This is a genomic window from Streptomyces sp. NPDC029151, from assembly GCF_055564315.1.
In genome coordinates, this window is the sequence record NZ_JBVHWQ010000001.1 from 542,093 (window position 1) to 560,595 (window position 18,503).

Consider the following 18,503-nt stretch of genomic DNA (forward strand, 5'->3'; position numbering starts at 1 on the left):
AGGCAGGCCAGGGCGGTCCGCAGCCGGTACCGTGGCCGGCTGCCGCTTCAGTAGCCGATGGTGTGGCTGGCGATGATGTCTCTGGCTGTTCCCGTGGTACTCAGGGGAGGCGAGGCGGTGGGCCGGTCGGTCAGGAAGTACTCCCGGAAGTCCGTGCTGGCGTTGTCGGTCATCAGGCGGATGGTGCGGTCCCAGTTGCCGCCGTCGGGTCCGTTCGCCGCCCACAGGTCGAGCAGGGAGCTGCCGACCCGGCCCTGAACGGTGTCACCGGCGTCCCAGCCGGGGGTGGAGCGCCCGTTGGCGAAACTGGCGGAATTGCCATCGGGGTAGACGAAGCGGTAGTCGCCCAGAACGTAGGCGGCCACCGCGTCGGCGAATCCCTCGGTCCAGGCACAGGTGGTGGAGCTGCTCCTGTTGATGTAGTGCGGGTTGCAGTTGGTCACCTGGGGGAACCAGCGGTTGTACAGCTGCCACTGCAGCCAGTGGCCTGCCTCGTGCAGGACCAGGTGATGGGAGTCGGGCATGTCGCCGGCGAGGATGACGTACTTGGTGTTGCCGTAGTCCCAGTAGCCGCCGTCGCTGGTGTTCGGATCCCAGACCACGGTGAGCTGTTCGCAGGCACCGTTCGCCTGGTGGCTGGTCCAGCATCCGGAGACGGGATTGCTGCGGTTCCAGTACAGCAGGTTGAGCGTGTCCTCCACGTTCCAGGCGCCCTGCATCGAGGTGGGCACCTTGACCGTTCCCAGGTCCCGGCTGGAGGAGACGCCGGTCAGTGATGCGGTGGTGAACGAGTACGGAGTGCTCGACTGACGGTCCGGGATGACGCGCCAGGTCTGTGTGCTGGCGGAGAGGAACCTCATGTGGAGCTCGGGAAGGGGGCCGGTGGCCTGGTAGCAGGCGTTGAATTCCCCGCCGCCGACGCCGGTGATTCCGGCAGCCAGCAGGCGCGAGGCAGACCCTGGTGAAGTCTGGCCCCACAGTTCCCAGTTGGCATTGCGTGCCGGTGAGGTGACCCAGGGCTTGGCGGTCCCGGCCTCGGCGTCGCGGTGGTCGAATGCCAGCGACCCGGTCAGGCAGATGGGGGACGCCGCAGCATGCGCACGCGAGGTGGCCACAGGGGCGATGGCCAGGAGCAGACCCAGCACTGCGGGAGCCAGGCCACGGACGAGGACCCGTGTGCTTCGACGCCTGGTGCGGAAGGGAAGGGACCGATCCGCGGTGTGGGGCGCAGGGCTGGGTCGCGGTCTCCAAGGGGGTGGCAGAGCGGCGGTCCACGAAGAAGAGGACAGGTGGGGCATGTGGGGGTCCTCCTTGCAGTTGAGGAACGGAGGCGGTGCGTACCTGCACGCAGGCGGCACGGGTCGAGCGGACGAGCGGAGGCGCACGGTCTGCCGGTCACCCACCGATGACACGGAGGAGCTACGGCCCGGAAAGGCAGGCAGGCGGGCGGCCAGGGGGGAAGGGATCGCCTGCTCGCTGCGCGACGCACTGTTGAGCGGGTCCCTGAAGCGGTCGCGGGAGCGTGGGCGTGCGGCCGTCTACCTCCTTGTGGCCGCTGCCGGGGTTGCACAGGTGCCCGGGACGACTCCGGCAGGGAGAAATCACAGCGCACGCCGATATCCAGGCAAAGTGCCTGCCGGCACATCCTGGCCGATTGCGCGTGACCGGTTTACCTGGCACATGCCTGAAGCCCGACCGGGCGCTGTCCCTCTGCACTCCGGCCGCACACCACTCGGAACGCACGTGCCCCGCCACGACCGACCGTCTCACCGTGAACGACCGGAAGACCACCTCCGATGCGTCCGATGCATCATCCGCAGGAGGGAACAGCTGCTCTGCGAGTTGACGAATGCGCAGCGGCCGGACCGCGCGCGGGTCATGGTCGAGGCAAGGAGGTCGGCACCTGGTGGCCGCTCCGGGAAGAGGGCGCGGGCCGCTGCCGGTCCGGCCGCGTTCCGTTCGGCGTCACGATGTGCGGGGACACCACGTTCCACTTCGCCGACGGCGCCCCGGCCACGGTCCTCGCATGCACGGTCGCGTCTGATCCGGGCAGTGGCCTGCCGTCGGCGGTCCCGTGTCCGCAACCACCGTGGCCCCTGGGGGGTCGGCCTGACACGACGGGCGCCCCCGGGGCCAGGGCCGCGCCTCCATCAGCACCGGCGGGACATCTCCACGGTCCGTCCAAGTCGCTTTCTGCGGACGGCAGTCGACAGACAGTACCGATCACGGCGACGCCTTGCCCAGCCCGGCCACCCGGGGCGTGAGCACGTGACGGCCCCCGGGCCAGTGCGGAACTCGTGCCATGGCAGACAGGTGTGTGCGATGTACGCGCGACGTGACGGTGAGGACTCGGCCGGTGGCCCTGATCCGTCGCCGTCCGCTAAGAGGCGACCGTCCTCGTCGCGACCGTTAACGAGTGGCTGTGACCCGCGGTCTCACGCAGCGGATCCACGTTCCACGCCGTGGGCAGATTACTCCCGCAGAAGACGCAGACGAAGTCGTCCTCCCGCACGATGTCGTCTCGGCACCAGCCCGAGACCCCGGTCTCTGCTTCCTCCTCCCAGGGGGGTGCGACAGCCCTGGGGCCCACCCCGTCCATGCGTGTCCTGGCCCGTGCCGCCCGACTACGCGGAAGCCTCGGCCCCTGCGCTGGGGGCGAAGCCGCTCCCCTGCTCGGCGAACACCTTGATCGCCGCGCCCAGGAAATCCACCATCCCGGGGTGGTAGGAATCGTGGAACGCCCTCATGGCCTCGTCCTCGGCGTAGAAGAGCGACATGCCGACGTAAGCCTCCCTGGAGGGGGTGTAGAACCGGCTAACGATGTCGAAGTGCCTGCGGACGAGCTCCTGGATCTGCTGATCCCCTGGCAGGGAGCCGCCGTCCAGGAAAGCCGTGATCTCCCGGTACAGGACGTCCCAGTCCCGGTGGACCCGCTCCCTGTCCACATGTTCCCAGTTGTCGGTCCCGGCAAGGCTCTTCGCCTGCTCCTCGGCCAATGACCGGCGACACTCGTCCTCGTAACTGTTCCCCATGGCACGGGTTCCCATCGTTTCGCCCCCTCTCCGGTGGATCCCCGAGAGGCCGCCGACATGTCGACATCGACCGGCCGCCGATGATCAACTGCCGGTCCAGGCCGAACGGTGACACACAGCCACCAGGTCGGCAAACCATTTCTTGGACCCTCCGGCGCTCGTCCCGGTCAGCAGGCGGCGGAAAGGCACAGCTCGAACGGCGAGCCGTCGGAGCGGGGCGTCCAGCCGCTCGACCGCGCGACCCGGAGTCCCGCGGCGTCCTTGCGCGGCAGGAGGAGCTCGGCCGGCACCGGGTCCGGTTCCATGACGGCCGGTCGAACGGTCTCCGCGACGGCAACACGGCCTAGCGTCAACTGCACCACGCCGAGGCCCGTTCGGGCACCCGGCGGCCGTAGACGGACCGCACCCGCCGCAGGAACGACCGCGCCGGCTCCCGCGCTCGCGCGATGCCGGAGGCACCGCCCTCGCAAGCGGCGGTCACTTTGCGCACCGAGCGGCAGCGCCCCTCCGGCGTCGCAGGCAACCGGCACCACATGCCGACGGTGCCGCAACGGTCACCCCTCCCGGCCCGCGGGGAGGTCCAGTGCCCAGCCGAGTGGGTGCGGATCCGCCCCTCCGGTCGGAGCGGGCGGCTCCCCGCCGGCCTCGTTGAAGGCACCCAGCGCCTCCACGAGCGCCAACCGCTGCGCCGGCCGTAGGCGTTGGACGATGGCGGCGATCTCAGTCCGGCGCCGAGCCATCGCCGTCTCGACCGTGCGCCGTCCTTCCTCCGTCAACCGCAGCATGGTCTCGCGGCGATTGGCGGGATTGTGCTGCCGGTCAGCGAGCCCCATCGCGATCAACCGGTCCACCATGCGCATGGCCGTCGACGGCGCGACCTGCAACAGCTCGGCCAGGTCGACGAGCTTGGTGGCGCCACGGCTCGCCAGCACGACCAACATCCTGAACTGCGGCAGGGTGACCCGTTCCTCGACCTCGGCGAGCGAGAGCGCGGAGACCGCCACGAGCAAGCGGGAAGCGGTCAGCACCGCTCGCGTGACCGCGTCCACGTCATCCAAGTCCCCTGCCGGGGTTTCAGCCTCCGCCATACTTCCTTTCTACCGCCCCAGGCTGCGGCCCCCGGCCCACGCTTCAGCATCACCGAGACCTGGTCACCGCGCCCTGGCGGTCCTCGCCCCCAGTCTCGGGGCGGTGACCGAGCGCATTCGGGCATGGCCTGGGTGGCAGCCGGTATCGGCGCGTGAACGATCATCGGCGGCTCGACCGCGCTCTTCTCGGTGTTGGCCCGGCGGACGGCCCGTGAGGCGGACTGGCGGTTTCGCGGTGCGGGGGCCCGGTGGGGTTTCAGCGGCGAGCCCGTGGATGTGGCGGCGCGTCGATGCCGGGTACTCGGCCGGTCACGAAGGAGGTGGTGAGGTATGGCGCAAGGAGACGACTTCTACAACCGGGACCGACCGGAGAACCCGAGCCTGCCGGAGGACCGGCCGCGTGGCGGCGGCCCGGAGAGCCGGCCGGCGACCGGGCACCGACACGTGGCGCTCTGGTGGCTCCTGGCGGCGGTGGTGATTGTGGTCCTCATGATCATCTTCTGGTTCTGAAGGGCCCGCGGGCGCCTGCCTGCGGCGGAGGCACGTGAGCGCACTCCGCGCGGGCCGCCCGAAGGCGGGCAGGGAAAGCCCCCTTCAGGGGGTGTCGTCCGGTGTCTCCCCGTGCACGGGCTTCGGTGGTTCGTCGAAACGCACCCTGATCTTCTGGAACCCCTTGAACGCCTCGGTGGCGGCGTAGGACTTGTAGGCGCGGCGGTCCGCGGGGCTCAGGTACACCCGGTCCGTGAACGGCGTCAGCAGACTGCGCGGCCACAGGCTCAGCACCCGGACGGCCGCCACTTCGGCCGCCGTGACGAAGATGAGCGCGCCGACGTACAGCCAGGCGAACAGACCCAGGACGATGCCGAACATCCCGTAGGTCGCGGTTGCGCCGCGCAGGACGTGACTGACGTAGTAGGAGCCCGCCCACTGCACCCCCTCCCAGGCACAGGCCGCGCCCAGCGCGACGCCGGCCAGCCGGCGCAGCGGGAGCACCCGGTGGGTCAGCAGCCGGTACCCCAGGAGGAGCAGAACGGCGTTCAGGCACACGGACGCCACGGTGGCGAAGATCCGGTTCGCACCCTTCAGCGGCGCCCCGAACAGGTAGCTCTGCGAAGCCGCCACCGACAGCAGGGTGAACCCGGCCAGCCCGACGGCGAGGAGCAGGAGGAACAGCAGGCCTTTGAGCCGCGAGTGGAACGGGTCGGGACGTGCGTGCCGGGGGACCGCCCAGATCTTGTTGAGCGCGTACTGCGCGGCCTGCGCCACGCCGAGGGACCCGTAGACGCTGCCCGCGATGCCCACGGCGAGCGCGGCCCCGCTGCTGTGGAAGGAGTGGATGTTGTGCCCGAGCTGGTCCCCGATGACCGGGAACTCGCCCAGTGCCGAGTCCGTGATCCGCTGGCGCAGAGCGGGATCGTCGCCCAGGAAGGTGCTCAGGACGGCGAAGAGGATCAGGAGCAGCGGGAAGAGGGAGAGAAAGCCGTAGTAGGTGAGGAGGGCCGCGAGATAGGCGGCCTGATCGTCGTAGAACTTGTACACGACGGCCACCGGCAGCCCGACCCAGCGGTGCCGTCTCTGGAAGGCGTCGGCGCGCTTGAGCAACATCATGGCCGGCTCTTGCGGGGTATCGGTCCAAAGGACTGCGATGGCATGGGAAAAGGTCCCTCCGACGGGAGCGTGATCAGTGGGGCGTCCGCCATCCAGCGTGTTCGTCGTGTCAGGCGGTGGCAGGTCTGATCTCCGTCTCCTCCAAGCCGGTCCGGCACTCCGGCTCCCCGAACGTGGGGGCCGGCGGGCCCCTGGTCAGGACGCGGTCGACCTTCGCCGCCCGGGGTTCCTCCGGTGTGGAAGGCCGGCACCGGCAGGTCTCCCTCGGCGCGGTGGAGTGCCCGCTGCCGTACGCCGTGACGAGCCGCAAGCGGTCGAGCCGTCGCCGCGCAGACGTCGCACAGCTCGGGACGGACCGCACGGACCCGCTTCTTCCGGCGCTTTCTCATCCCGTCCCGCCTCCCCGGGGATCATGTGTGCTGGGCGATGTCACATCCGTTCGTTCAGCCCGAAGGCGAGACCGAGGCTCACCCGGCCGGTCACCTCGATCCAGTCCGCAGGTGTGCTGTGGGGCTCCAAGGAACTCACCTGCCGTCCCGTGGAGGATCCGACCGCGTGCCGTGTGGGGTACCCGCACCGAAGCACACCACGCGATCCACGACGCCGGCACCTCGTGTGCCGACGGGCCGTTTGTGCGGGACATTCGGTGCGCGGTGCCGGGGTGGGGCATGCGGAGGGCCGAAGCCTGCGCCCCCACGGTGCCTGTTCCGCCCGTCGAGGACTACCTCGCGGTCAGGGAGCAGGGGACGGCCCTCACCGCGATGGGACGGCCCTCACCGCGATGGGACGGCCCTCACCGCGATGGCGGTCTCCGCGCTGGACGTGTGCCGGCCCGCCCCACGTGTTTCTCCGGCATGACGACCTGCCGGCCCGCGGCCTCGATCGCCGCCCGGTCAGGTGCGCTCCTCGGCCTGCGGCGCCGCAGGCGCGGTGGCGGCCCGTCCACTGATCAGCTGCGCCAGTTTCGGGGTCGACGCACGGGGCGGCCGAGACGTCCCCGTGGGTGCAGCCGAGGCCGCTGCGACCGCCGGCGTGCACCTGGGCCAGGACGCGGGCGGCTCCGGTCGACGCCGGAGAACACCGACCCGTGCGTCTCGGGCGGCGACGGCTCGGCGTCCTCCCCCTGCACATCGCCCGGGATGATGATCGTCGGCACGGACCGCATCGTGGGGACGGTCCTGAAGGCGCGGTCGACGACGTGCCGGGCCTGCACGGGACGCGTGATCATCCGGCGGAAGCCGGAGACGTCCGCGAAGAGCCGTTCGAGCCCGATCTCCTGGGGCCGGCCGGGGCCGGGCGTGGTTCACCTGGTCGACGGTCCGTACGACGCCAGGCCGGACCACCAGTCGGTGGTCGCCGTGGTCGGCCGGCAGAAGCGGTTCGGCCTGGGCGCGCACTCGCCGGCCAGGAAAGCGGCCATCTCCTCGTGCCGCGTCCGGATGAACCCCGGTCCCCCGTTCGCCCGGCCGAAGGCGCCGAGCAGCCCGTTGGTCCCGTCGCCGGGGCAGCCGTGGAAGCGCTCGATCCCCCACTCCCGCAGGCGTCGCGGTACGTGGTCGGCCGTCAGCGTCATGGCGTCCTCCCCCCGACGGGCACCTGTGGCATCCGCTGGAGACGACCTGCGGCCGTGCCGCGTGAAGGACCAGTGATCCCGCTCCCCCGTCCGGCCGACGCGGCGCTCGTCCGCAGGGCTCTGCCCGGCTCGGACGGCGAGGGACACCTCGCCCCGGGCGGAGGGGCTCCTGCCTCCCGGCGCGGCCTCCACAGGACCGAGAGGGCGTGCTCCGCTGCCCCTTGCCGTGGACGTCCTTGCGGACGGGCCCCTCGTCCCGCACTCGGCCGTGGCCGTGACCGCTGTCGGCCTGCGCGGGGACGTGCCCGGCCCCCTTCGCCGCCGCCTCCGGGCCGGCACGGTTCTCGGCGAGGAGCGAAGGATCGAGATGCCCGAGCGTCTCGCGCAGTTGGGCCAGGCACCGGGCGAGCAGGCGGGACACATGCATCTGTGAGATGCCCACCATGGCCGCGATCTGCTGCTGCGTCTGGTCGTGGAAGAAGCGCAGCACCAGGATGCGCCGCTCCCGCTCCGGGAACCGCCTCAACGCTTCGACGAGTTCCACGCGCAGGGCGACGGTCTCCATCCGGGCGTCCCGGTGGCCGAACACCTCGCCGAACGCGGGCAGGGCCCCCTCCCGTCCCTCCCACGGCGCGTCGAGCGACCGGGGCCGTGCCGCGCCCGGCGAACGGATGGCCTCGGCCACCGCGTCCTCGGACAGGCCGCAGGCCCGGGCGACCTCCCCGAGCGAGGGCGGGCGACCGCCACCCGACTGTTCGAGCTCCCGCCACACGCGCCGGACCTGCTGCCTGGTCTCCTGCACGGAACGGGGCAGTCGTACGAGTCCTGTCCGGTCCCTGAAGTGGCGCTTCAGCTCCCCGGTGATCGTGGGCACCGCGTACGACAGGAAAGCGTGTCCCTGGCCGGGATCGTAGCCGTCGATGGCCTTGACCAGGCCCACGCAGGCCACCTGGAAGAGGTCGTCCTGCTCCTCGACACCGGTGTTGCGGTACTTGGCGGCGATCCGGCGGGCCACGGGGATCAGGGTGCGGACGGCTCGTTCCCGGGCCGCCTCCCGCTCGCGCCCCGGAGGGTGCCGGCTGATCCGGCCGACGATCTCGTCGATACGCAGGGACGTGAGCGCGCCGTCTGGGTCGTGCTTCCGCGTCGGGCGGAGGGTGGTCGGCGGATTCATGTGAGCCTCTGCGCTGGAGGGTCTTGCCGGGCTGCACCATGGGTCCCCCGATTCCTTTGGCCTATGCAAAGATCACCCGCTCGGCGATGACTTCGGGTGGAGTCGCGGGTGGAACGGGTCATTCTGGTTTCGGGTGCCGGGGCGAGGTCGTGGGGCTGCCGCCGCGGAGGGATCTTCGTCCGTCCGGTGAGGGCCGGGTGCGTACGGCACGTTCCAACCGGAACGACACCCCCAGGCCCTGCCCCGGCCCCCTGCCGCAGGCCGAGCCCCGTCGTGACTGCGCCGACCTCACCGCACACGCGGTACGCGCCGAAGCCGGCCACGGGCCCGCGGTGTCGTCTCCGCGAGCGCCGGACGAGGAAGGCGACGACGGCCGCCATGACCGCGGTCCGTATCGCGTGGGCGCCACCCTCACCGCGTCTCCGGGCGCCGAGCCGCGTCGGTGCCCGCGCAGGCGGGCGAGTACGGCCGCGGACACCGTCGTACGGCTGCTGGGTGCCCGCCACGTCGTGCTGGGGCTCGGCACGGCCGCGGGAGTCGTGCCGGGCGCGTGGGCCGTGGTGCCCGACGCCCCGCACGCGGCCGCGATGGCCGGCCTGGCGCCGGGCGGCAGGCAGTGGCGCACGGCAGCCTGCGTGGACCTCGCGGCCGACGCGGCCGACGCGGCCTTCCCGGCAGACGGGTTGAGCGCCGCCCGGACAGTGTGCTGGAGACGCCTTCGAGGTGACTGCCTCGCCGCCGGCCATTGGACCCGTGCCGCACCCTACGGGCGGCCTCGGACCGGCCGGTGCCCCGTCGGCCCGCGGCACCCGGCATCCGGCACCCGGCGCCGGGCGGCGAGCCGAACGCCGGCCGTGCGGGACCGGCCGTGCGGTACCGACGGTGGCGCACCGTCCGACGAAGGCGCCGCCCGGCCGTCCCACGCGCCTTCCGTTTCCCGACAACGTGGCCGGGAAACTCCCGTGCCATGACTGAGAAAGCCGGCAAGCAGACAGAGCTGGCGGAGGGCGTCTGCCCGCCGTGGGTGCTGCGGGAGTACGCGATCATCGCCGACGGCGAACGCGGCGCCGTGGTGGATCCGGAGGGGCGGATCGTCTGGCTGTGTGCTCCGCGCTGGCACAGTGACGCGGTGTTCTCCGCCCTGATCGGGGGCGGCGGGTACTTCGGCGTCGAACCGGTGGACCGCTGGCACGTGTGGGGTGGCTACTACGAGGACGGCACGCTGATCCGGGTCAGTCGCTGGGTGACCGCCGACGCCGTGATCGAGTGCCGTGACGCGCTGGCGATGCCGGCCTCCGTGGACCGGCTGCTCCTGCTGCGCCGGATGCGCGTCGAACGGGGGGAGGCCGCGCTGCGGCTGACCCTCGACCCGCGGCCCGGCTTCGGTGCCGGCCGGGTGCGCGACCCGCGTCTGGAGGGTGAGGTGTGGACCGCGGACGCGGACGGTCTGCGGCTGCGGCTCGCCGGCGCCCACCAAGCCGCGTGGAACCCCGGGTCCGGGCTGCGCGGGGAGTTCCGGCTGCGCAAGGGCGAGCACCACGACCTGGTCCTTGAGCTGTCGGAGCGTGAGCGCACCGAACGTCTGGAGCCGGACCGGCTGTGGGAGGCGACGGAGGACGCCTGGCGGCGGGCCGTGCCCGACTGCTCCGCCCTGGCCGCGCCGCGCGACGCCCGGCACGCCTACGCCGTGCTGCGCGGCCTGACGAGTTCCTCCGGCGGCATGGTCGCCGCCGCCACCACCTCGCTGCCGGAGCGCGCCAACGCCGGCCGCAACTACGACTACCGCTTCGCCTGGGTCCGCGACCAGAGCTACGCGGGCCTCGCGGTCGCCGCCCACGGACCGCACGAACTGCTCGACTCCGCGGTGCGCTTCACCGCCGAACGGATCCTGGCGGACGGCGAGGGGCTGCACCCCGCGTACGACGTCGGCGGCGGACGGGTCCCGGGGGAGCGCGGGCTGTCTCTCCCCGGCTACCCGGGCGGCAAGGACCGGATCGGGAACCGGGCGGCCGAGCAGTTCCAGCTCGACGCGTTCGGGGAGGCGCTCCAGCTGTTCGCCGCCGCCGCGCACCACGACCGGCTCACCCCCGACGCCGAGGAGGCGGTCGCGGTCGCGGTGGACGCGGTGGAACGCAACTGGAAACGGCCCGACGCCGGGCTGTGGGAATTGGACGAGCGCTGGTGGACCCAGTCCCGGCTGAGCGTGGTCCGCGGGCTGCGCCGGGTGGCCGAGGTGTTCAAGGGGCGGACCGCGCGGAGCAGCGCCGACCTCGCCGAGGCGGTCTTCGCGGAGACCCGGCGCCGGTGTCTGCGCGCCGACGGCCGGTGGCGCCGGGCCATGGACGACGACGGTCCGGAGGCCGCGCTGCTGATGCCGCTCGCCCGGGGCTGCCCGTCCGCCGACGACCCGAGCAGCGCGGTCACCCGCCGCTTCGTCGAGGACGAGCTGGCCGAGGACGGCTACCTCTACCGCTTCCGCCGGCCCGGCATCCCCCTGGGCGAGTCGGAGGGCGCGTTCCTGCTCTGCGGGTTCACCATGGCGCTGGCCACCGACCACCTCGGCGACCGGACCGGCGCGCTGCGCTGGTTCGAACGGACCCGGGCGGCCTGCGGGCCGTCCGGGCTGTTCGCGGAGGAGTACGACGTCCGTCAGCGCCAGCTGCGCGGCAACCTGCCCCAGGCCTTCGTCCACGCCCTGCTCCTGGAGTGCGCCGTGCGCCTCAACGACGCGTCGACGCTGCCCCGCTGAGCCGGGGGCCGGGGCCGGCAGGGCGACGGCGGTCCCGCCCGCGCCGAGCGCGCGGGCCGTGGCCCGGCCCGCCCCGGCGCTCGTACCGGTGACGGCCACGACCGGGCTGCCCTGCGCAGCGCCACCGCGCTGCGGACCAGCTCACTTCTCCCTTCGGCCGGGAAGGCGGTGTACGGCAGAAGATCACCGAGTACGCCGGGTAGCACAGCCGGTGAGGCGGACAGGTTTACCGACACGGCAGGGCGGCTAACCCGCTCGGGTTCGTCACGCATGCCGACTCGTCGGCGCACCGCCTGGAGGGCGCTCATGTCGAAGACGCACCCGGGGCCGGGCCAGGAAGAAGGCACCGCCCGCGGCCCCCGCGTGCAGACGGGTGAAAGGATCAGGGACTACCTGACGACCACCGACCACAAGAAGATCGGCCATCTCTACCTCGTCACGTCGTTCGGCTTCTTCCTGGTCGCCGGAGTGATGGCGATGCTGATGCGCGCCGAACTGGCGCGGCCGGGTCTTCAGATCGTCACCGAGCAGCAGTACAACCAGTTGTTCACGATCCACGGCACGATCATGATGCTGCTCTTCGCGACGCCCACCTTCACCGGTTTCGCGAACGCCGTCATGCCCCTCCAGATCGGCGCCCCCGACGTGGCGTTCCCCCGGCTCAACGCCCTGACGTACTGGCTGTTCCTCTTCGGGGGCCTCACGGTTCTGTCCGGATTCCTGGTCGGCAACGGTCCGGCCGACTTCGGCTGGTTCGCCTACTCCCCGCTGAACGACTCGGCGCACAGCCCCGGCCACGGCGGTGACCTGTGGGCGATGGGGCTCGTGCTCTCCGGCGTCAGCACCACGCTCGGGGGCGTCAACTTCATCGCCACGATCGTCTGTCTGCGCTGTCCGGGCATGACCATGTTCCGGATGCCGATCTTCACCTGGAACGTGCTGTTCACCTCCATCCTCGTGCTGCTGGCCTTTCCCCCCTTCACGGCCCTCCTGCTCGCCCTGATGGCCGACCGCCGGTACGGTGCGCACATCTTCGACTCGGCCTCCGGCGGAGCCCTGCTGTGGCAGCACCTCTTCTGGTGGTTCGGCCATCCGGAGGTGTACATCGTGGCGCTGCCGTTCTTCGGCGTGGTCACGGAGATCGTGCCGGTGTTCAGCCGCAAGCCGGTGTTCGGCTACGTCGGCATGGTCGGCGCGACCATCGCGATCACCATGTTGTCGGCCACCGTGTGGGCCCACCACATGTTCGCCACGGGTGCGGTGTTTCTGCCGTTCTTCTCCTTCATGTCCTTCCTGATCGCCGTGCCGACCGGCGTGAAGTTCTTCAACTGGATCGGGACGATGTGGTCCGGCAGTCTCTCCTTCGAGACACCCATGCTCTGGTCACTGGGTTTCCTCGTCACGTTCCTTCTCGGGGGACTCAGCGGTGTCGTCATCGCCTCACCCGCTCTGGACTTCCACCTGACCGACACCTATTTCATCGTCGCCCACCTGCACTACGTCCTGTTCGGAACGATCGTCTTCGCCATGTTCGGCGGCTTCTACTTCTGGTGGCCGAAGTTGACGGGCCGGATGCTCGACGAGCGCATCGGCAAGATCCACTTCTGGACGCTGTTCGTCGGCTTCCAGACCACGTTCCTCGTCCAGCACTGGCTCGGCGAGGGCGGAATGCCGCGGCGCTACGCCGACTACCTGGCCGCCGACGGGTTCACCGCCCTGAACACCGTCTCGACGATCGGTGCCTTCCTGCTCGGGCTGTCCACCCTTCCGTTCCTCTACAACATCTGGAAGACCGCCCGGTACGCGCCGATGGTGGACGTGGACGATCCCTGGGGCTACGGCCGGTCACTCGAATGGGCCACCTCGTGTCCCCCGCCCCGGCACAACTTCACGGCGCTGCCCCGGGTGCGGTCCGACTCACCGGCCTTCGACCTGCACCACCCGGAGTTCATGGAACGACTGCCCCGGCAGCAGCACGGAGCCGTCGAGGCGACCCCCGACCCCGAAGGGAACCAGAGCGAATGAAGTCCGAGTCGTACCTCTTCGCCGGCGTGGCCCTCTTCTTCCTGGTCACCGACGTCGCCTACGCCTGGGTCGCACGGGAGCCCGTCGGCATCGCGGCACTCGGCGTCTCCTTCCTCATGGCGTCGGTGATCGCGTTCTTCTCGATGGTCAACCACCGGCGCAAGGGCTCCCGTCCCGAGGACCGTTCCGACGCGGAGATCCGGGAGCGCAGCGGCCGCATCGACTTCTTCGCGCCGCACAGCCGGCATCCGGTGGTGACCGCCGCCGGCGCCACACTGGTCGCCAACGGGATCGTCTACGGTGACTGGCTGATCCTGATGGGTCTCGGGGTCCTGGGACTCGGGGTCTTCGGCATGGTCTTCCAGTACGCCGGACGCGAGAGCGGGTGAGGCGGGCGGCTCACCGGTGGTGCCGTGGCCGCTGAGCGGCCCTGTCACCCGGCTTCACGCGGCGGCGCGGCATCCCCGCGCCGCCGGCTCGCCGCCCCGGGTACGGTGGCACCCGCCGCGGCTCAGCCCGTCTCCTCCTCGTCCCCGATGCCGCCCGCCACCGGATCGGCGGTGCGGGCGCCGGCCTGGAGGCGCTCCTCCGCCGTGGCCGGCATGTCGACTCGCTCACCGTAGTACCACGAGCTGAGGGACGCCTGGATCCTGTCCCGCAACGGCGCCCGCTCCCCCGGGTGTTCCACCGGCCGCGGGATGTCCCGTACCAGCAGCTTGTAGCGCTCCTCCACGTCCAGGGGTGCGTGCCGCTCGCTGATCCCGCCCGCCACGTCCTGGTACACCTCACCGGTCTCCTCACCCTCCTCCAGCAGCTGCCGGTCATGCCGTTGCAGGGCCAGGCAGACACGCTTGGTCACCAGGAAGGAAAGGACCGGGAGGACGAACACGGCGACCCGGAAGATCCATGTCAGGGCGTTGACGGAGATGTCGAACCAGACGGTCATCACGTCATTGCCCCCCGCCATGAGCAGCACGGCGTACCAGACGACGGCGGCCACGCCGAGTCCGGTCCGGGTGGGCCGGTCCCGTGGCCGGTCGCACAGATGGTGCTCCACCATGTCCCCGGTCACCCAGCGCTCGAAGAAGGGGTACATGTAGAGCACCAGGAACAGCAGGGCCGGCAGCACGACGGCGGGCAGCAGGACGTTCCACATGAACGTGTGGCCGGCGATGTTCCATTCGACGCCGGGCATCAGCCGCAGGGCCCCTTCGAGGAACCCCACGTACCAGTCGGGCTGGGCGTCGGTGGAGACCTGGTCGGGCACGTAGGGGCCGAAGAGCCAGACGGGGTTGATCTGAGCGATCGCTCCCATGAGGGCGATGACGCCGGCGACCATCAGCGACAGCCCGGTCGACTTGGCGACGAACGAGGGGAACATGGGCTGGCCGACGACGTTGCGGTTGGACTTCCCGCGCCCGGCCCAGTGCGTGTGCTTCAGGTAGACGACCATGATCAGGTGCACCGTGATCAGCGCGAGGAGCGCGCCGGGGACGAAGAGCACGTGGACGATGTACAGACGCCGGTCGATCGCGGTGCCGGGGAAGGGGCCGTCCCAGAAGAGGAAGCTCAGGTATGTGCCGACGACCGGAATGGACAGGACGATGGAGTTGGCGGTGCGCAGACCCGTACCGGACAGCAGGTCGTCCGGCAGCGAGTAGCCGCAGAAACCCTCCAGCAGGGACAGCAGGAACAGGGTCACCCCGATGATCCAGTTCCCCTCGCGGGGCCTGCGGAAGGCGCCGGTGAAGAAGACCCTCAGCATGTGCACGCCGATGGCCGCCACGAAGACGAGCGCCGCCCAGTGGTGCATCTGTCGGATCAGCAGGCCGCCGCGCACCTCGAAACTGATGTGGAGGGTCGACTCGTACGCCTTCGAGACGAGCAGCCCCTGCAAGGGCTCGTACGAGCCGCTGTAGGGCACCTCGGCGAGGCTGGGATCGAAGTAGAACGTCAGGTAGGTCCCCGTCAGCACGAGGACGATGAAACTGTAGAGCGCGATCTCACCCAGCAGGAACGACCAGTGGTCGGGGAACGCCTTGCGCAGCAGCCGGCCGGCCAGTTCCGACACCGGCGACCGCCGGTCGGCCGCGACGTACGCCCGGAAGGCCGCCTGCCGTGCCCTTCCCCTCATCCTCTCCCTGCGCCGCCGTAGTAGCACGCCCGCACCACTCCTCTTCCGCCCGGCACTTCGTGTGCGCCGCGCGGGCCCGACGGCTCGCGCGACGGGCGCTCGGATACCCGAAGGCCTCTTTCCTCAACCAGCCGCGCCCCCGTGCCCGGAATGAAACGGGGGTGGGGCGGGCATCCAGGACCGACAGCTGCCGGTGACCGCCGGCGCCTCACCTTTCAGGGAGTGCGAGTGGGGAGTGACAGCGGCATCATCGAACAGCTCGCGGCGGAGCACCGCGGGATCCAGAACCTTCTCGACCGGGTGCGGTCCGCTCCGCCGGGCACCGACGAGCGCGCCGCACTCGTGGAACAGGCCGGCAGCCGCCTGGTGAGCCACCTCGTGGCGGAACGGGAGTGCCTGTACCCGCTCGTGCACCGTTACGTCGTGGACGGTGACAAGGGGGTGGACGCGCTGCTCGCCGTCGACGAGGACATCCAGCGGACGCTGAAGTCCCTCGAAGCCGTTCCGGCCCACAGCGAACGGTATGTGCGCCTCCTGCTGTGCCTCGTCTCGGGTGTCACCGCGCACGTGGTCGGGTTGGAGCAGCGGCTGTTCCCCCGCCTGCAGGTCATGGGCCCCGCTGACGTCCTGCGTGCCGCGGGGGCGGGGACACGGCGCGCGGAAGCCGTCGGCCCCACCCGTCCACGCCCTGACGCGCCCGACTCGCCGGCCCTGACCAGGCTCACCTCCGCCGTCTGGGGGCCCTGGGACCGTCTGCGTGACCGGCTGGGACGCCGCGGGCTTCAGTGAACCGCCGGCTCCCGAAGAGCGGGGCCTGCCCTCTCTCCCCCGCTGGGTCCCGTAAGCCGTTCGCGGGGCCGGCATCGGTTTCCGAACGGCCCGGTGCGCCCTGTGGCGCGGGGTGGACCGTCACGCTCCGGTCCTACGGGTGGCCGGCTGCTGCCGTGCCCGTGCGATGAGCAGAGCGACGTCGTCGTGGCCGCCCGGGTGCCGGAGGTGTCGCAGCAGCCGCTCGCAGGTGTCTTCGGCGGAGTGGTCGTGCCGTGCCAGAAGACGGAGGAGAGCGTCCAGGCGTTCGTCGATGGGGTCGTTGCGGGTCTCGACCAGTCCGTCGGTGTAGAGGACCAGTTGGAAGCCGGGTTCCAGCTCGACGGTGGTGGTCTCGAAGTGGACGCCGCCGACGCCGAGCGGGGCGCCGGTGCGGAGATCGAGGAGTTCCGGTGGTCTGCCGGGGCGGGTGAGGACAGGGGGCAGGTGGCCGGCCGAGGCCACCTGCAGACGGGCGTGGTGGGGGTCGTACACCGCGTACACGCAGGTGGCGATGTACGGGTCCAGGCCGAGCATGATCTCGTCGAGGTGGGTGAGGATGCGGGCGGGGTCGAGGTCGAGCTTGGCGAGGGTCGAGGTGGCGGTGCGCATGCGGCCCATCGTGGTGGCGGCCTGGATGCCACTGCCCATGACGTCGCCGACGGTCAGGGCGGTGCGGTCGTCCCCGAGGGGGATGACGTCGTACCAGTCGCCGCCGACCTCGCTGAACGCCTGGGCCGGCAGGTAGCGGGCGGCGACCTCCAGGCCGGGGTGCCGGGGCGACAGCTGGGGGAGCAGGCTGCGCTGGAGGGTCTCGGCGGCGCTGCGGATGTGATGGTGAAGGACGGCGTTGTCGATGCTCAGCGCCGCGGTGGAGGCGAGTTCGCCGGCGAGGGCGACGTCGTCCTCGTCGAAGGGCAGGGGGTTGCGCGCGCGGGCCATGCCCATGACACCGATGATCCTTCCCCGGGCGATGAGGGGGACCGCCAGATCGGTGTGGACACCGGTCTCGGCGAACAGGCGGGCGGCCTCCGGGTCGGCCGCGATCCGCGCGTGGTCGCCGCTCTTCAGGTGGCTGATCAGGTGGGGCTCGCGGGTGCGGACGACATGAGCCGCCGGGTGGTCCGCGGGGTAGGTGACGAGCCGGCCGGGCGCCACGATCGCCTGGGCCGCGTCGGTGGGGTACGCGGTCTTCACCGCCATGGCGCGGAACAGGGCCGGTCCCTCGCCCATGTCCGGGCGGCCCGACTGCAGGAGCGAGTCCAGGAGGTCCACGGCGACCATGTCGGCCAGCCCGGGCACGACGACGTCGGCCAGTTCCTGCGCGGTCCGCTCCGTCTCCAGGGTGGTGCCGATACGGGCCGAGCCGCTGGCCACCAGGCGCAGGCGCTGCTGGGCCCGGTCGGCCTTCCTGGCCGCCTCGTACCGGTCGGTGACGTCCACCACCACGTTGGCCAGGCCCAGCGCCCGTCCGTGCTGGTCCTCCAGCCGGTAGAACGACACGGTCCAGGCGTGGTCGTTCTCCGGGTCGGCGCGGGTGCGGCCCACCATCTGCTCGTCCACCACGGGGACTCCCGACGCCAGCACCCGTCGCATCACCGCCTCCGCGGCCTGGAAGGCCGCGCCGGGCAGGATCTCGGTGAACCGGTGTCCCACGTGATCTGCCTCAGGTACGCCGTGCATCGCCGCCAGGGCCGGGTTGACCTCCACGTACCGCAGGTCCGTGTCCAGGATCGCGATCCCGATCGGCGCCTGCGTGACCAGCCGGGTGGACAGCGCCACCTTGCGCTCCACCTGCCGCAGCGTGGACCGGTCGGTCGCCAGCCCCAGAGCGTAGTGATCGCCGAGGTTGTCCGTGAGCCGCATGTTGCGGAACTCGACCAACCGGGTGCTGCCGTCCTTGTGCCGCACGGGGAAGGCGCCGGCCCAGCCCTCGCCGGTCTCCATGACCCGGACGAAGTGCGTGATCGCCGCATCCTGGTGCTCCGGATGGAGGAGGATCGGGGCCGCGTAGCGCCCGATCACCTCGGCACCGGTGTAGCCGAAGAGCTGCTCGGCCTGCGGGCTCCACATGTCGATCCGGCCGTCGGCCTCCAGCAGCACCGCGGCGACGCCCAGCAGATCCATCAAGCCGCTCGGGCCCGTGGCGGCGTCCTCCGGATCGCCCGGCTGGTTCGGACGCTGTTCCGCTGAAGTCATCGCACCGGCTCCCTTCGCCTGCCGTGTCGGCGTGGCCACGTGACCGCGGCGATCGGATGAAGCTGTCTTCCTGCAGGTCAGCGTCCCCATTCAGGATCCGGTACGGGCAGCGGG

The 18,503-nt window shown here is 71.2% G+C and carries 14 protein-coding genes and 1 pseudogene; 6 read left to right on the forward strand and 9 right to left on the reverse strand.

Features of this window, described 5'->3' with window-relative positions:
* Window positions 1-47: 47 nt before the first annotated feature.
* The 4 genes from ACZ4VF_RS02195 to ACZ4VF_RS02210 all read right to left on the reverse strand — a co-directional run bounded on the left by ACZ4VF_RS02195 (window position 48) and on the right by ACZ4VF_RS02210 (window position 4,120).
* Window positions 48-1,145 (reverse strand): metalloprotease, encoded by a 1,098-nt coding sequence (locus ACZ4VF_RS02195; RefSeq protein ID WP_467922587.1) that lies wholly within the window; start codon window positions 1,143-1,145, stop codon window positions 48-50.
* 1,479 nt (window positions 1,146-2,624) lie between these two features.
* The gene (locus tag ACZ4VF_RS02200) at window positions 2,625-3,032 is read right to left on the reverse strand and encodes a TipAS antibiotic-recognition domain-containing protein (protein ID WP_467922588.1); all 408 of its coding nucleotides are present in this window, start codon (window positions 3,030-3,032) and stop codon (window positions 2,625-2,627) included.
* Between the two features lie 167 nt (window positions 3,033-3,199).
* Window positions 3,200-3,337 (reverse strand): hypothetical protein, encoded by a 138-nt coding sequence (locus ACZ4VF_RS02205; protein WP_467922590.1) that lies wholly within the window; start codon window positions 3,335-3,337, stop codon window positions 3,200-3,202.
* A 249-nt stretch (window positions 3,338-3,586) separates the two neighbouring features.
* A complete protein-coding gene (locus tag ACZ4VF_RS02210) occupies window positions 3,587-4,120 on the reverse strand; it encodes a MarR family winged helix-turn-helix transcriptional regulator (RefSeq protein ID WP_467922591.1) in 534 nt (177 codons plus the stop codon).
* A 330-nt stretch (window positions 4,121-4,450) separates the two neighbouring features.
* Between ACZ4VF_RS02210 and ACZ4VF_RS02215 the strand changes: the two genes are divergently transcribed.
* Complete coding sequence (locus ACZ4VF_RS02215; protein ID WP_467922592.1) at window positions 4,451-4,630, forward strand: hypothetical protein; 180 nt, start codon at window positions 4,451-4,453, stop codon at window positions 4,628-4,630.
* An 84-nt stretch (window positions 4,631-4,714) separates the two neighbouring features.
* On the opposite strand, the gene ACZ4VF_RS02220 is transcribed toward ACZ4VF_RS02215, so the two are convergent.
* Together ACZ4VF_RS02220 and ACZ4VF_RS02225 are read right to left on the reverse strand one after the other, a co-directional pair.
* Window positions 4,715-5,728 (reverse strand): YihY/virulence factor BrkB family protein, encoded by a 1,014-nt coding sequence (locus ACZ4VF_RS02220; protein WP_467922593.1) that lies wholly within the window; start codon window positions 5,726-5,728, stop codon window positions 4,715-4,717.
* A gap of 1,303 nt (window positions 5,729-7,031) precedes the next feature.
* Complete coding sequence (locus ACZ4VF_RS02225) at window positions 7,032-7,301, reverse strand: thiamine pyrophosphate-binding protein (RefSeq protein WP_467922594.1); 270 nt, start codon at window positions 7,299-7,301, stop codon at window positions 7,032-7,034.
* 226 nt (window positions 7,302-7,527) lie between these two features.
* Here ACZ4VF_RS02225 and ACZ4VF_RS02230 point away from each other — a divergent pair, with 226 nt between their 5' ends.
* Entirely contained in the window at window positions 7,528-7,734 is a 207-nt protein-coding gene (locus ACZ4VF_RS02230; protein ID WP_467922595.1) for a hypothetical protein, read from the forward strand.
* Here the strand turns inward: ACZ4VF_RS02230 and ACZ4VF_RS02235 are convergent.
* Window positions 7,735-8,475: pseudogene (locus ACZ4VF_RS02235) on the reverse strand (sigma-70 family RNA polymerase sigma factor); the annotation flags it as partial.
* A 967-nt stretch (window positions 8,476-9,442) separates the two neighbouring features.
* Between ACZ4VF_RS02235 and ACZ4VF_RS02240 the strand changes: the two are divergent.
* From ACZ4VF_RS02240 to ctaF, 3 genes are all read left to right on the forward strand, one after another.
* A complete protein-coding gene (locus ACZ4VF_RS02240; RefSeq protein ID WP_467922596.1) occupies window positions 9,443-11,224 on the forward strand; it encodes a glycoside hydrolase family 15 protein in 1,782 nt (593 codons plus the stop codon).
* 306 nt (window positions 11,225-11,530) lie between these two features.
* A complete protein-coding gene (gene ctaD / locus ACZ4VF_RS02245; protein ID WP_467922597.1) occupies window positions 11,531-13,249 on the forward strand; it encodes an aa3-type cytochrome oxidase subunit I in 1,719 nt (572 codons plus the stop codon).
* Window positions 13,246-13,638, forward strand: a complete 393-nt coding sequence (gene ctaF, locus ACZ4VF_RS02250) for an aa3-type cytochrome oxidase subunit IV (RefSeq protein ID WP_467922598.1) — start codon at window positions 13,246-13,248, stop codon at window positions 13,636-13,638. The genes ctaD and ctaF overlap by 4 nt, the downstream gene beginning before the upstream one ends.
* A 122-nt stretch (window positions 13,639-13,760) precedes the next feature.
* Here the strand turns inward: ctaF and qcrB are convergent, their stop codons facing one another.
* The gene (qcrB, locus tag ACZ4VF_RS02255) at window positions 13,761-15,383 is read right to left on the reverse strand and encodes a cytochrome bc1 complex cytochrome b subunit (RefSeq protein ID WP_467922599.1); all 1,623 of its coding nucleotides are present in this window, start codon (window positions 15,381-15,383) and stop codon (window positions 13,761-13,763) included.
* A gap of 228 nt (window positions 15,384-15,611) precedes the next feature.
* Here qcrB and ACZ4VF_RS02260 point away from each other — a divergent pair, with 228 nt between their 5' ends.
* The gene (locus ACZ4VF_RS02260; RefSeq protein ID WP_467922600.1) at window positions 15,612-16,172 is read left to right on the forward strand and encodes a hemerythrin domain-containing protein; all 561 of its coding nucleotides are present in this window, start codon (window positions 15,612-15,614) and stop codon (window positions 16,170-16,172) included.
* Window positions 16,173-16,292: 120 nt separating this feature from the next.
* Here ACZ4VF_RS02260 and ACZ4VF_RS02265 read toward each other — a convergent pair whose 3' ends face one another.
* Window positions 16,293-18,389 carry a SpoIIE family protein phosphatase gene (locus tag ACZ4VF_RS02265; RefSeq protein ID WP_467922601.1) on the reverse strand — a complete coding sequence of 699 codons (2,097 nt, stop codon included), beginning with the start codon at window positions 18,387-18,389 and terminating at the stop codon, window positions 16,293-16,295.
* Window positions 18,390-18,503: the final 114 nt, after the last annotated feature.